General features: G+C 36.0%; 14 protein-coding genes. 1 reads left to right on the top strand and 13 read right to left on the bottom strand.

The genetic code is table 11. From position 1 onward, the window contains the following. Positions 1–2: 2 nt before the first annotated feature. Entirely contained in the window at positions 3–2,705 is a 2,703-nt protein-coding gene (locus tag C1634_RS03085; protein WP_103231580.1) for a Plug and carboxypeptidase regulatory-like domain-containing protein, read from the bottom strand. Between the two features lie 452 nt (positions 2,706–3,157). Between C1634_RS03085 and C1634_RS03080 the strand changes: the two genes are divergently transcribed. Beyond that, positions 3,158–4,039, top strand: a complete 882-nt coding sequence (locus C1634_RS03080) for a cupin-like domain-containing protein (protein ID WP_103231581.1) — start codon at positions 3,158–3,160, stop codon at positions 4,037–4,039. Positions 4,040–4,090: 51 nt separating this feature from the next. Here C1634_RS03080 and C1634_RS03075 read toward each other — a convergent pair whose 3' ends face one another. The 12 genes from C1634_RS03075 to C1634_RS03020 form a co-directional block, all read right to left on the bottom strand. Further along, on the bottom strand, positions 4,091–4,879 hold the full coding sequence (locus C1634_RS03075; RefSeq protein WP_103231582.1) for a T9SS-dependent choice-of-anchor J family protein: 789 nt from the start codon (positions 4,877–4,879) through the stop codon (positions 4,091–4,093). Between the two features lie 96 nt (positions 4,880–4,975). Further along, positions 4,976–6,700, bottom strand: a complete 1,725-nt coding sequence (locus C1634_RS03070) for a M14 family metallopeptidase (protein WP_103231588.1) — start codon at positions 6,698–6,700, stop codon at positions 4,976–4,978. Positions 6,701–6,861: 161 nt separating this feature from the next. Next, positions 6,862–7,590 carry a metallophosphoesterase family protein gene (locus tag C1634_RS03065; protein WP_103231589.1) on the bottom strand — a complete coding sequence of 243 codons (729 nt, stop codon included), beginning with the start codon at positions 7,588–7,590 and terminating at the stop codon, positions 6,862–6,864. Between the two features lies 1 nt (position 7,591). Beyond that, positions 7,592–8,134: an RNA 2'-phosphotransferase gene (locus C1634_RS03060; protein ID WP_103231583.1), complete on the bottom strand. Its 543-nt coding sequence runs from the start codon at positions 8,132–8,134 to the stop codon at positions 7,592–7,594. Continuing rightward, positions 8,131–9,219 (bottom strand): hypothetical protein, encoded by a 1,089-nt coding sequence (locus tag C1634_RS03055; RefSeq protein ID WP_103231584.1) that lies wholly within the window; start codon positions 9,217–9,219, stop codon positions 8,131–8,133. Before C1634_RS03055 ends, C1634_RS03060 begins: the two co-directional genes overlap by 4 nt. Then, positions 9,203–10,159: an ADP-ribosylglycohydrolase family protein gene (locus C1634_RS03050; protein WP_103231585.1), complete on the bottom strand. Its 957-nt coding sequence runs from the start codon at positions 10,157–10,159 to the stop codon at positions 9,203–9,205. The genes C1634_RS03055 and C1634_RS03050 overlap by 17 nt, the downstream gene beginning before the upstream one ends. Further along, entirely contained in the window at positions 10,159–10,845 is a 687-nt protein-coding gene (locus C1634_RS03045; protein WP_109737875.1) for a Sir2 family NAD-dependent protein deacetylase, read from the bottom strand. Before C1634_RS03045 ends, C1634_RS03050 begins: the two co-directional genes overlap by 1 nt. After that, positions 10,842–11,426 carry a hypothetical protein gene (locus C1634_RS03040; RefSeq protein ID WP_103234839.1) on the bottom strand — a complete coding sequence of 195 codons (585 nt, stop codon included), beginning with the start codon at positions 11,424–11,426 and terminating at the stop codon, positions 10,842–10,844. Before C1634_RS03040 ends, C1634_RS03045 begins: the two co-directional genes overlap by 4 nt. Positions 11,427–11,441: 15 nt before the next feature. Next, positions 11,442–12,086 (bottom strand): DUF4291 domain-containing protein, encoded by a 645-nt coding sequence (locus C1634_RS03035; protein ID WP_103234838.1) that lies wholly within the window; start codon positions 12,084–12,086, stop codon positions 11,442–11,444. Then, entirely contained in the window at positions 12,083–13,045 is a 963-nt protein-coding gene (locus tag C1634_RS03030) for a TIGR02452 family protein (RefSeq protein ID WP_228409953.1), read from the bottom strand. The genes C1634_RS03035 and C1634_RS03030 overlap by 4 nt, the downstream gene beginning before the upstream one ends. After that, positions 13,011–13,604, bottom strand: coding sequence for a DUF4291 domain-containing protein (locus tag C1634_RS03025; RefSeq protein ID WP_109737874.1), 594 nt, complete (start codon positions 13,602–13,604; stop codon positions 13,011–13,013). Before C1634_RS03025 ends, C1634_RS03030 begins: the two co-directional genes overlap by 35 nt. A 10-nt stretch (positions 13,605–13,614) precedes the next feature. Beyond that, positions 13,615–14,085: a macro domain-containing protein gene (locus tag C1634_RS03020; RefSeq protein ID WP_103234836.1), complete on the bottom strand. Its 471-nt coding sequence runs from the start codon at positions 14,083–14,085 to the stop codon at positions 13,615–13,617. Positions 14,086–14,096 lie beyond the last annotated feature (11 nt).

The following is a 14,096-nucleotide window of genomic DNA, read 5'->3' as shown; positions in this document are numbered from 1 at the left end:
TTTTATTTAAAGTTGAATTTTACAGTAAACATGACTTGGCTGGGGCGGAGCTGTATTCTCGTGTAAGAAATACTTTGTGCATTGATATCATACGTTTCAAAAATTTTTTTGTTCGCGATATTCATCCATTTCACTTCGAAATCTATTTTCTTTTTTGCCCAACTGAACTGATAAGACAAATCATAGAATCCGTTATTATATTTCTGAGTTCCGGCACTACTGTTTACCTGATCCCAATTAAATCCTATGGTATGGTTTTCCAATGGATAGAAAAATACGCCTAAGTTATGATTAAATCCATTTCTTGAGTTCTTATTATTCAATTCAGGTGTTACACTTGTATTGGTTTGTTTTGTTTTTGAAATGGTAAAATTATAATCAACGCTCATCCAGCTGAAATAGGTATTATTGAATTTAAATCCTACTGACTGAGAATTATTTTTGCTTTCGTAAGATTGATCATTCTGATAAGCATCTGATGTTGAAGTATTGTTGCTATAGCTTAATGAAGCATTTGTTTTAAATTTTGGGAAATATTTTCCTACTTCTCCGCTAAATCCATTATTTTTTGTGTGATTTTCCTGTTCCAGATATTTCACTGTGATATATCCTGCTTCGTTTCTTACAGGAGAAGAAATAAGGTTTCTTTTGGCATCGGATAATCTATAATTAAGATTAAAGAACAAATTATTCAAAGGATTTCTATATTCTATTCGTGTCCCTCCAGATTTTGTGTTGTTCTGAGGAATCGGGTTGGAGGCATCCATTGCATTAATACCATTGGGTGACGTCATTAAAAACCCTGAATATGCGGTGTTTACTTCCCCGAAGTTATTATTGATATTACCTGTTACTGAAGCTTTCCAGAATGAAGCAAATGAATACTGTGCAAAAATATTTGGCTCAAAGGTTACTTTATTTACCGATTTTGAAACAAGTCTCAATGGATCTTCCGCTTTAATATTGTTTGAGTTTACTGGAAGATTGGCATAGATCATCAATGATTCACTTTTATAATTTACTCCTAAACTTCCATATGGTGTTGCTGTAGTATATTTCAAATCATTATTATATGCTTCATTTGGTCTTAAAAACTTGCTATTCTGAAGGTTTGAAAGGTCCGTAGTAAGATCTGTAGTTTTAAAATTAAAACCTACTTCCGGAGTGAAAGTCCATCCTTTAGCTGAAAAACCTAAATTGGCAGAATGATTGGCTTCGAAAGTTTTAAGCCTCATATTCTGTCTTACAATATCTGTAGGTGCTGTTGCTGTGAAGCCGGGTATCTGCAAATATGAAGCAGGAGAAACCTCCAGTGTCTGTCTATCTGTTTGATAATTAATAAAAGACTGAATATTAACCATTTTCTCTTTCCATGGAATAATGGTACTCAAAGAGTTCTGAAATGAAGTAGTAGGAGATTCTATTGCCTCATCCCCATGTCTGGTGTTGGTTGCATCTGTTCGGTCTACAACACCCCTGTCTGCATTCCAATATTGGGAGAAACTTGTTGTATTTTTAAAGAATCCTTTTTTCGCATTTTTAGTAAAAATCAATTCTCCTTTCGCTTTATCTGTATAGAAATTATTGAAAATATTCTGAGTAACTCTTGAAGCAGGCTGATTAGATGTTGCAAAATAATCCGTCTGGCTATAAGATTCTCTCTCTACAGCATTATTGGTATAGTTTGCGTTAGCTTTAAGCTCCCATTCCTTTTTCTTATCAATATTGGTAAGATAGTTGGCTGATAAGTAATGAACATTATTCATCAGATATCTTTTCACCGGAAGATTAGGGGTACTTGCATTTTCTACATTCAGCCAGTCATTTTGAGAAGCATTGATTCTCTTGCCTTCAAATCTGTTCCCGAATGCCAGAATATTTCCTTCATTTTCCACCTGTTCACCCATGTTGTTGGTTTTATAATTGACCACCCATTGGCTTTTCTGTCCGAAAAACATGGGAGTAAGTTTTACATTCCAAAGCCATGGATCTCCGAAGCCTGTTCCTACTTCTCCTCTCCCTGTCATGGTAACGGAGTTTTTAAGCTTGATATTGATCGCTGCCTGATCTGAAGGCACTTTATCCTGAAGAATTTTTACCGGCTGGTGATTTTCAAGAACTTCTACTTTCTGTACGGCATCTTTCGGAAGTGAGTTATTGATCGTTCCATAACCACCTTCCATAAGGTCTTTTCCGTTCACATAGAATTTATTGATGGCATTTCCCTGATAAAGAATTGTTCCGTCGGTATTCACCTCAATTCCCGGAATCTTTTTCATAACATCTGCCAGGGTTCTGTCGTTTTTGTTGTTGAATGCTTTAAGATCATAGGAAATGGTATCCCCTCTTGCGGTAATCATTTTTGTTTTCAGCTGTACTTCTTTAATTTCTGTGGCTTCAGACTGCATTTTGAAACTTAAGGTCTGATCACTGTTGCTGATTTGCTTCGTAAGGGGCTTCTGATTGAAAGCTTTTACTTTAAGATCCACATTCGATTCACCAGAAGTGAACGTTACTTTGTATTCTCCTTTAGAATTGGTAATTCCATATGCCAGAATAGCATCTTTACCAGGCTCTTCTATGGTCACACTGGCGCTTGGTATCGCTACCCCGTCATCATCAGTGATCTTTCCTGAAACCGTCTTTTGTGCGAAAGTAAGCACAGTAAAGAAAAGCATCAGAAATAAAGAAATATTTTTTTTCATACTTAACATTTGCTCAATTAGTTAATCATTATCGTTTTTTGTTACACTTTTTATAAAGATGAATTTTATAGATAAAGGTTAAATCATTATCACTACAAACATAGTTATATTTTTTAAACCTTTGACTTTTTTTTAAAAAGTGTGCTTATTTTGTATCCATTGTAATTCTGTCTGCTATTTTTATGCAGCTGATTATTTTCCTTGAAAAATTAAATTTGGCCAATAAAATCTTTAAAAATTTTCAATATTTATTTTTAAAAATTCGGTAACAAAATCTGGACAACCATTATCATATTGAGCATAATAAAAGCAATTTTCAGCAGAGGAAAAAAATATTAATATTTTTATTCATTCCAGATAGTAAAATCTTAATTGAATTATAGATTAAAAAAAACTTAAAAATGGGCACATAAATATATATTTAATAATTTTGTAACATTAAATTTACTAAAATGGGAATTATTTTAAAGCCTATAGATATTGTAGAAGACATTTCAAAAGAAGAATTCTACGAAAAATATCTAAAGCCAAGAAGGCCCGTTGTCATCAGGAATATGGCAAAAAACTGGCCTGCTTACCAAAAATGGACGATGGAATATATGAAGGAGGTTGTAGGAGATGTGGAGGTTCCGCTATATGACAGTTCAAAAGCAGATCCCTCTGCCCCTATCAATGCATCGGCCGCAAAAATGAAGTTTGGAGATTATATAGATCTTATACAACGGGAGCCAACTGATCTCAGAATATTTCTTTTCGATCCTATAAAATATGCTCCTAAACTTTTGGAAGATTATATTGCCCCCAAAGAGCTCATGGGAGGGTTTCTTGATAAATATCCTAATATGTTCTTCGGCGGAAAAGGATCTGAAACATTCCTTCATTTTGATATTGATATGGCTCATATTTTCCATACTCATTTCAATGGAAGAAAACATATTCTCCTTTTTGATTATAAATGGAGAGAAAGGCTTTACCAGATTCCTTATGCTACATATGCACTGGAAGATTACGATATAGAAAATCCTGATTTCACAAAATTCCCGGCACTGAATGGTGTAGAAGGTATTGAATGTTACCTGGAGCATGGAGATACTCTGTTTATGCCTACAGGATGGTGGCACTGGATGAAATATCTGGACGGAAGTTTCTCTATTTCCTTAAGAGCCTGGGACAAATCGTGGGCAGTAAAAGCACATTCACTGTGGAATCTTACTGTACAGCGCAAATTTGACGATATAATGAAGGCCAATTTCAAAAAAGATTACATGGAGTGGAAAGAAAAATTGGCGGTTGAAAGAGCAGAAATCGCTTTAAAAAGAGGCTTACCAAGATAAATAAAAAGACGTTTCAAATGAAACGTCTTTTTTAATTCTATTATAAAAATGCTATTTCTTAATCATTTTATAGCCTTTTTCTGTCTCTTTATCTTTGACCTTCACTATATAATTTCCTGATGCCAGTTCACTTACATTTACAGTTCCGTTTTCTGCATTTATCATTTCTTTTTTCACCAGTTTTCCGTTAAAATCATAGATGTTAATCTCAGATATCTTAGTTTTATTTTTGATATATAAGACATCTTTTGCAGGATTTGGATAGATGGATGCACCGTTGTTATCCGCTTTTACATCGGAAACCGATAGACTGTTTGCGGAAATCTGGAAATCGTCTATCCCAATAAACCAGACATCTTCTGTCGTGGAATAGAAAGCAATATAAATTGTTTGTCCTACATAAGGAGTCAGGTCATAAGTATACTGATTCCATGAAGTAGGAGGTTTTACCGCAGCAGCGAGCGTATTGGTAAGGCCTGCGATGGTGGGAGTTGTTGTTGAAACTTTTATATCCACGGTCTCAGCAAGCCCAGCCCCTCTGTTTCTTGCCCAGAAAGTAAGCTTATCTGATACTCCCGCAGTAACCACTATAGCAGGGCTTATGGCATAATCATCATGGGCAGTACTGCCATATTCCAATCCCAGGAAATGGGTTCCTGAATGGGGAGCATTGAATGAAGAGTCATAGGAACTAAAGGTTTCCCAGGTTCCGGGATCTCCTCCATTAATTATCGTCCAGTCGGCAGGCATTGTAGCCGAGTCAAAACTTTGAGAATATTGTGCTAGTAGACCTATTGGTATGAAGCACAGCAATGTTACGAATTGATAAATTTGTCTCATAGTGTTTATTTTGATACTAATTTAATGAAAATCAAAGACATTAGTTAACAAATTACCATGAAAAACAAAAACAATCAGACTTTTATGAAAATAAATCTACAACACCCTGTAAACAGGATACTGTCTGAACGTTTTTTCTTCAAAGTATGGGGAGTGCCTGTACACCCAATCCAGCTGTGCATCTCCATCATCAGACAATTTTTTATCCGATGCTTTAGCTGCTTCAAAAGCTTCTTTCAGTTTGTTGTCTTTTTTCAGGAGTTCTGCAGCGGTATCTTCGAAAATATAGGCGGAATAATATTCTTTCTGAGCCAGAATTCCATCAAAGAAGTTCCAGTTGAAAAATGAGTCTAATGCTTCAGGTTCAAGGGTTTCTATGATATATTTTACACCAGGCTGATTGGTAGGAACCAAATAATCTCCTGCAGAAAATGTCATGCTTTTACGAGAAGTATCTACCGTAGTTTCAAAATGCAGATAATGACCTTCATAAGGGTTTTTAACGGTTTTAAAATCTTTGATCTTATAGGATTCAACCGTCAGAGTACTGTCTTTCTGAATGGATTTCATCTGAATTTTATTTCTTTTAAATTCTTCAATCACACGGTACTGCGACTGCGGAATCACATAATACTTCGGAATGGTAATATATCCCGTAGGAACAGCAGTGGTAAAGAGTTTTATATTCTTGGTAAAGGGCTTGTTTCTGTCATAATACAGCCTTGGCATCCCAGAGACTTCACTTGGTTTGTATTTTCCTTCATAGCCTTTAAAATCCATCGTAGAGAACTTCGTGGAGTCTATTTTCCAACGGATTCCGTATTGTTTTCCTGCCTGGTATTGTTTTAAATTTTCAATGCGGTGCTGTTTTATGGTATGATACTCTTTATCTAAATTCTGCAGGTTGACCAACATATATTTGTAAGTAGCATCTACTCTTTTGTCATACGGTTTCAACATATGGGTTTCGGGAACAGTTCCTAAAGAATTGAAAAGGGAAGCATATCCTGTAGAGTATCTCGGAGAATCTTCAAATGAAGCAAAACCTACTTCCGGAACATCTCCATGGATATTGACGTAAGGAGTGCTTTCGTAACCTAACTTCTTCATGTCCTCAAGGTTTTTAGCCTGATATTCATTGTAGAAATAGTTTCCAAGAGTATTTCCCAGACGTTCTTTAAAGGTAGAAATATAGGTAAATGTATATTGATAATCTGCTCCATTGCTCACATGATTATCTATGAAAACATCCGGTTTCAGCCACTGATAGATTTCCTGAAAGCTTCTTGCATTTTTAGAATCTGCCTTGATAAAATCTCTGTTCAGGTCATAATTCCTTGCATTTCCTCTGAAGCCGTACTGTTCCGGACCATTTTGATTGGCTCTGGAATAAGATCCTCTGTTGAGCATTCCACTCACATTATAGGCTGAAATAGCGGCAATGACAAAATTTTGCGGAGTTTTGATTTTTTTGACGGCAAGATCTCTCATCAGCATCATGGTAGCATCTATTCCATCCGGTTCTCCTGGGTGAATCCCGTTATTGACGAAGAGAATGGCTTTGTCTTTTCTTACTATTTCAAGGTCTTTTTCAGGAAAAGGATTATAAACGACCACATAAATGGGTTTTCCGTTGTCATCTTCTCCTTTTTTAAGGTACTGAATGGTATTGAAGTTCTTAGCCAGATTCTCGTAGTAGCCGTTCATTTCATCGTAAGTAACAGTCTGGTTGCCATTCCCTTTTTCAAAAGGGGTCTGAAATGATTTTTGAGCCAAAAACAAGGTAGAACTCAGCGTGAATAAAAGATATTTCAGTTTCATTGAAGTCATATTTTCAGACTTTAAAATTAATCATCTTTTGTTAAAAAAGAGAATGTGTTGACTAACAGAATTGTTTTGAAAATAGAAACCTCACAGGTTTTGAAGACCTGTGAGGTTTGTTACTAATAGCACTAAAAGCCTGATTTATTTGTTCCATTCTATCAATTTCTTCCTTTTTCATTGGGGTACAGGGAAGGAAGCGGATCGCTTTGCCAGAATTGTTTGGAGTCGATATCCATGATGGATAAAGATCCGGTATAGGCTGCTCCGGTATCCATATTCCAGATATTGGCTTTATTAGCGGGTGTTTTGATTCCGATATCCAGCGTAGGGGTATGCCCAATGAATATTTCTTTGTACAAAAGCAGTCTTTTGGGATATAATTCTGAATTCTTTTCCAGTTTTTTATCCATTGCCACCGCAGTTTCCCAAAGGGTTCTGTCCCAACGGTAATTGCTGGAATACACTTCTCTTTCAGGGCCGTGCATGGAAGCATATCCAGCATGAATAAACAGCCGATTCTGATCGTCAATATGATAGTTTCTCATCCTTTGAAAGAATTCGAGGTGAATATCCAACTCTTCAAGGGAATAATCAACATAGCTTTCTATGGTACTTTTTCCTCCATTAAAAAGCCATACATCAGGATTTTGTCCCAATGCCAACCAATCTTCACACCATGCGTCATGATTTCCTTTGATGAAAATACATTCCTGCTTTTCGGAAAATTCCAGTAAGAACCGTATAATTTGGGAGGATTCGCTCCATCCGTCTACATAATCTCCGAGGAAGATCAGCTGATCATTTTCTGTCACAGCTGCTCTTTCAAGAACCTGTTGTAGAGCTTTAAACCCTCCGTGAATGTCTCCTATTACTAATGTTCTGCTCATTTTACTTCGAAATGTATTTTGCATCTACGAAATCCGTCAGCCATACTCCGTTTGCAGACTGATAGAAAGACAATCCGTCCTGATGCATTGTTCCGGTTCTAATGGTAAGAATGATGGGTTTACCGTGCCTCATCCCTACCTTTGTAGCCGTCTCTTTATCAGCACTTAAGTGTACATGCTGGCGTGTTCTTTTCTCAATTCCTTTTTCTAAAATGGAAGTGATATTGGCTTCTGCTGTTCCATGATATAGGAATTCAGGGGGCTGCTTGGCTTCCAAGGCCAGATCTATATCAATAGAATGTCCCTGGTTTGCCCTGATCATGGTTTTGTCTTCGTTAAAAGCAAAACGCTTTTTATTATTGGTTTCTACCACCTCATCTAATTCTTCGGGGGTAAAATATATTCTTCTTTTGGCTGATTTTGCTCTCAGCTCTTCTATGTCTGCCCAACCGTTTTCATCTAGCTTAAGTCCAATGCTTTCAGGCTGATGTCGGAGAATAAGGCTTAGAAATTTACTTATTTTTTTCTTTTCTATTTCGTTCATGGTTTGTTTTTTAATTTTTCAATAAGATTTCTAATCGTAAAATAATCCTGTTTCATCTGATCATAAACTGATCTTTCCTGTTCGGATATTCCTGTCAGAATTCTTTTCTGTTCAAAATAATAGCGTTCAAAATCTTCATCGCTGGTATCTTTTTTTTCTTCCATATCCAGATATTCCTTAATAATTGCTTCATCAAGATTATACGAAAGCAATTGCTCCTTGATATAGTTTGCCCAAAAAGAATCTTCATCATACTGCTCTTTCCGAAGCTCAGCAATTTTCTTTTTGCTTTCCTCTGTTATCAAATAATCATTGAGTTTCCTCCACAAAAAATCTTCAATAAGCCCTTCCCCAAACTCCCCGCGATCTACCATATACTCCGGATCATAAGTCTTTAGATACTGTATAAAGTTTTCGTTTTTATTGGGGTAAATAAATACGTTCCTAAGATACATTCCTAAACCGAAAAGACCTCCCAGACTGTCAAACTTTGAGGCTAATGACTTATTCTTGATTTCATTGATGTCATCTTCACTCAACTCTTCATTAATCAAAAAACCAACTGCTTCTTCCACTGTATTTATTTTTGACCGCTTCTCATCATAATATTTTGCAGAGGCGTCTTGTTCTTCATCGGTAAGTTCGGATATAGTATCATCAGAGTCAATCTCTCGTTCAAAATAATCATAAGGAATGATTTCTCTGTTATTTGTATCCAAATATGCCTTTAACCTGAATTCAAAAAATTTTTTTTCATTTTCTAAGATCCTCATGATGTTCTGGCTGAGCTCTTTGTTCTTTCCAAAAATTCCGGTGATCTTAATCTTATCTTCAATCAAAGAATTAATATTATCTAAATCTTCAGTTCCTTTAGCAATTATTTCTCCCTCATTAAGCGTAGTAAAGCAAGATATGTCTTTCTTATTTATTTCAAATTTTACAAGAAATAGCAACTGCTCTTCAGAAGTTTCCGGCATCTTTCCAATGTAAAAATGCAGTGGAAAATAAGAAGGAAACTCTTTAAAGTTCTTATTCTTAATTTCCAACAATTCCTTTTCTGAAATAAGGCTATACAGTTCTATCAATGTTGTACAATTTTTTAGCTAATCTTTCACACAATGCTTCAATATCATCCTTCCTCACCAGCTCAGTAATCCATTCCTGTGGAATACTTTCGAATCCATAATAAATTCCTGCAATGCCTCCTGTGATGGCTCCGGTGGTATCGGTATCTTCTCCCAGGTTGACGGCTTTTAAAACCGCTTCAGAGTAACTTTCTGAGTTTAGAAAACACCATAAGGAAGCTTCCAGGCTGTGTAGGACATATCCGCCACTCTTGATTTCATCTTCAGGATAATCAGAAATATTACTTTTTAAAATCTTATGAAAAAGTTCAATTTCATTTGGGTTAAAACCTTGATTTTCTGCATATTCCAACGCAACTTCCCGTGTATGCGCATAAGCTTCTTTTTTGCTCTTCCCTCTCAATAATTGAATGGCAAAAATCACATAGATAAAACAGGCAAAAACAGAACGGAAATGACCGTGCGTTATCGCTGAAACTTCTTTTACTGTAAGATACAGCTTCTGAATATCATTCTCTTTTTCAAGATAAAAAGCCAGGGGAAGAATCCTCATTAAAGAGCCATTCCCATTGTCTTCTTCGAAAATATTTCCTGAAAACTTAGCACTCTCCCCCTTGATTAATCTTGCCAAAGCATGCCTTGTAGTTCCTCCAATATCGAAAAGCCTTCCATGGGCTGTCCAGTGACCGTATTTATTCCATTTTACAAAGCTTCGTCCTATTTTTTCCAGATCATAGCCTTTGGTGAGTTCTTCCGCGAGACAAAGCGTAAGAGAGCTGTCATCACTCCAGGTTCCTTTGGGTTGATTCCAGGACATGTATTCCAGCATTTTTGTGACTGGAAAACGTTTTAAATCTTCTCTTTTTTTAAATTCTACCGGAACACCGAGAGCATCTCCAATGCAAACACCCATAATTCCTGCTTTTACTTTGTTTTCCATCAGGCAAGGTTTACCAGTTTATCGAATAGGAGTTTCATTCCTTGAGTGGCTGTTTCTTTCATGACAACTGCTCTCTGGCCGTATCCGAATCCTGTTTCATTAGGGTTGATAACGATTAAAAGGCAGTCGTCTTTGATATCATGAATCAGCCCGGCTGCCGGATATACCTGCAAAGAAGTTCCGATTACCAGTAGGATATCCGATTCTTTTACGATTTCTCTTGCCGTCTCATACAATGGAACATCTTCCCCAAACCAAACGATAAAAGGTCTTAACTGTGCCCCATCTTCTGCTTTATCTCCGATATTGATATCATCTCTTTGATCATAAATCAGGTTTTTATTGTTACAAGAACATGATTTGAACAATTCTCCGTGAATATGAAGAATGTTGGTAGATCCTGCTCTTTCGTGAAGGTCATCAATATTCTGGGTAATGATCTGAACATCGAAATGTTTTTCCAGCTCTGCCAGTAATTGATGAGCTTCGTTGTACTGTACTTCATGCAGCTGGCGTCTTCTCTGATTGTAAAATTCAAGAACCAGAGCTCTGTCTTTTCTCCATCCTTCCGGACTTGCCACATCCGTTACATTATGATTTTCCCAGAGACCATCTCCGTCTCTGAAGGTTTTTATTCCGCTTTCGGCACTGATTCCTGCGCCGCTTAATATGGTTAGTTTTTTCATTGGTTTTTAATTTTTTCTTTTACATTCTGAAAAATAATAATGATCAAAATGATTATAAAAACAGGAATTAGCAATATCCATACTAAAATATCTCCTAATCCTATGGTTTCTTTTATTCTAAATTTTTCTTTCGTTTTATAGTTGATAAAATCTACAAAATTTTCTTTATTATCAAGCTCTTTATCATATCCCAGCCAGTCAAAATTTGTGATAAAATCTCCAAAAATATACAGATCAGGAGATTTTGGATCTGATAAATTGAAAAAATAAAAGGTTTCAAAATCCTGTCCAACCAGAGGCTCATATTCAATATTGTACTGGAAGCAAAAAAGACTTTCAGTAATCAATAAATTCCTTTCCTTAAGCGCTTCTTTTAGTTGTTTTTGATATTTTTTCAACTTTTCAATATCATTTTCTACTGGAAAAACATTTGATTTTTTCCCTGCATTCTGAAGGTAATAAATATAGGTTTCAGGAAACTGCAGATTTAATCCTTTCTGAAGAAGAGTAATTTCCTCATTTGCCAATCCTACATTAGGATCTTCAGGATGATCTACAAATCTGAAATTATTTTTTTTCACTGCTGTAAAAGGTTTTTATAAAGTTCTTTTTAAGTTGAGTTTTTTATTTAAAACCTCATCATCAAATAATAGTGCCTTTTCTTCAGGAATGATCAGATTATCCAAATCATCATTTAAGACGAATTGGTATTGTTCTTTCACAAAATCTGAAATATTTTCAATGAGAAGAATATCATCTTTAGCAAAAGATCTGGTAAATTCATTCCGCAAGCCAATCTGAATTGCCCTTCGTTCTAATTTATTTCCAAAGGGATCATGATCCGGATCCCATTGCAGTCTTACTGAAGATTCTTTTATCTGATCCTGCCATTCATTTCTGGAGATCCCAAAATTTTTATTGTAAGATGAATATACTGCATTTTCCAGATATTTTATAAAGGCTTCCTTTTTCAGGTGAATAGCCAGAACGCATTCTTGTCCTTCTTTTCTTCCCCAACCATTTCTGTACATCATCCAAAGAAAATTAGGCTTTATCCAAGTCATTCTTTCTAGGCTGAAACCTCCGCCAAAGAACTGATTTTTAACTGCAAATTCTCCTATTTCTTTTTTATAGGACTGATACACTACAATTTTCTCATCATCATATTGAGCCATGATATGATATCCTTGCTGAGGCCAGTCCTGCAGTTGTTCTTTATATTTTTTTAACTTGATGTTCATTGTATTTCTTCAAATGGTTTCAGCATTTCTTCTTTCTTTGTAAGCACTGCGAAAACCACTCTTTTAAATTTATTTTTATACTTCCCTTGGAGATATTTCCTAAACAATCCTGCAATTTCTTTTGGATCATTTTTGAAGACCCCACAGCCCCAGGCTCCTAAGATCAGGACTTCATTTCCTTGCTGTAAAGCCAGTGAAAGCATTTTATCCATTCTAAGATCCATAGCATCGAGAATTTCATGCGCTCTTTCCGGTTCCTGACGTTTTACCACCCCTGCATTGACTGCCGGGGACGTGATGAAATTACACAGAATGGGTTTAGGAAGTAATTCTCCTTTATCTTTTCTAAACACCGGAACTTTCGGACTGTAAATCATTGTATCTGTATAAAAACAGGATTCCATTGCACGGTGAATCGTATAATAATCCCATGCCTGAAGTAAGCTTTCATATAAACCTGAAGTTCTTGCCAGACTTTCTTCCTGTGCTTCTGCTCCATTGATAAATCCTCCTCCGGGGTTTTTTGCTGAAGCAAAGTTCAGACACATGATTTTCTCCTGGTTTTCTTCTTCGGCTAATTGTAAAATTGCTTTTAAAGAACTGCACTTCCATGTTTCAATTTTGGTTTCAAAATTGGTTTCTGATAATGGAGATTCTTTCATTTCAGAAAGCTTCTCCGGAGTGAAAAGAACGGTTCCTTTTTTACAGATTTCCAGTTCGTTTTCTATATTTATTTTTTCGTTATGTTCGTTTATATAATATTTTTTGGCAAGGATATCCAATGTATCTTTTGCCATTCCTTTGTTAGTCATAGTTAGTTTTTTAATATTAGACATCAATTCTTCCAACTCAGTATTTCCTGCTTTTTCAAAATCATCTCCTATAAATACTTTGGTTACTTTGATGTTCCCTACAATGGCCTCATTAAACCTCAGCTCCGATTCTTTGAGCCAGTTCACTTGATAAGGGATAGTTTTTTTCAATGGGCAGCAGCTTCTTTGCTTTATCGAATTCTCCGGATTTGGTAAGGTTCAATATTTTCTTAACCAAAGGGGTATAATCCTCTATTTTAACAATCCATTCTTCATTGAACTCCTCGATCAGCGAACGGCTAATCCCGACCTGAATGGAGCGATAATTAAGTTTAGTTCCCTTGATATTCCTTTCAGGATCCCATTGTACATATACTTCAGCGTTTTCAAACTCTTTTTCCCAATTTCGGGGATCAGGGTAGACTCTTTTTTCAGGTGAAGTAAGAACGGCTTTATATAAGGCTTTTTCCCATGCTTCCCTTTTAATATGTAATGCCAGAGTATGTTCCTGATTGGGTTTCTGTCCATAATTGCTGCGTTCCATCATCCAAAGAAAAGAAGGCTTTATCCAGGTCATCCTGTTGAATGAAAACGGAGCCGTAAATTTCTGATGCTCCAGAGCAGATTTTGCAATTGTCTTATTATAAGCTTGGTATACCACCAAGGTGTCATTTTTATAGTCTGCTCTTATCTCAAATTCTTTCATTGTTGTTCATTTATTCAAAATCATACACATACACTTCCACATCATTTGCAAGCAATGTTCTTTCAATAATAGGTTCTATTTCTTCCCATTTTCCTCCCGCCAGACCACATCCGATTCTCGGCATATGCACTGAAGCATTCTGTTGTGAAGCTTCATGGCTGAGTTTCAATAAACATCCTTCAACGGCCTCATATCGGATAGGTGGAACACTTGAATGGGTTATAATTTTATGCTGAGCAATCATATTGCAGACCCAAATATCTTCTTCTGTTTGAACAATCTGGATTTCTCCAAGGTTAAAATTTTCTCCGTTTTTAAACCATTCCCGGTATTTCAGTTCAGGCTGTTTCCATCTTTTTGAAATGGCAGTTACAAAACCCTTTCCCCAACCTCCAATATCGTTACAGATATGAGCAATTATTTTATTTCCTTCAGCATGAGGACGGGTAGCATCACCCTTTATATATTGTATTGTTTTCATGGTTATTATTT

Origin of the sequence: Chryseobacterium viscerum (genome assembly GCF_002899945.2) — a bacterium.
In the GTDB taxonomy this organism is placed as follows: domain Bacteria; phylum Bacteroidota; class Bacteroidia; order Flavobacteriales; family Weeksellaceae; genus Chryseobacterium; species Chryseobacterium viscerum.
This window is presented reverse-complemented; position numbering and strand designations above follow the sequence as displayed.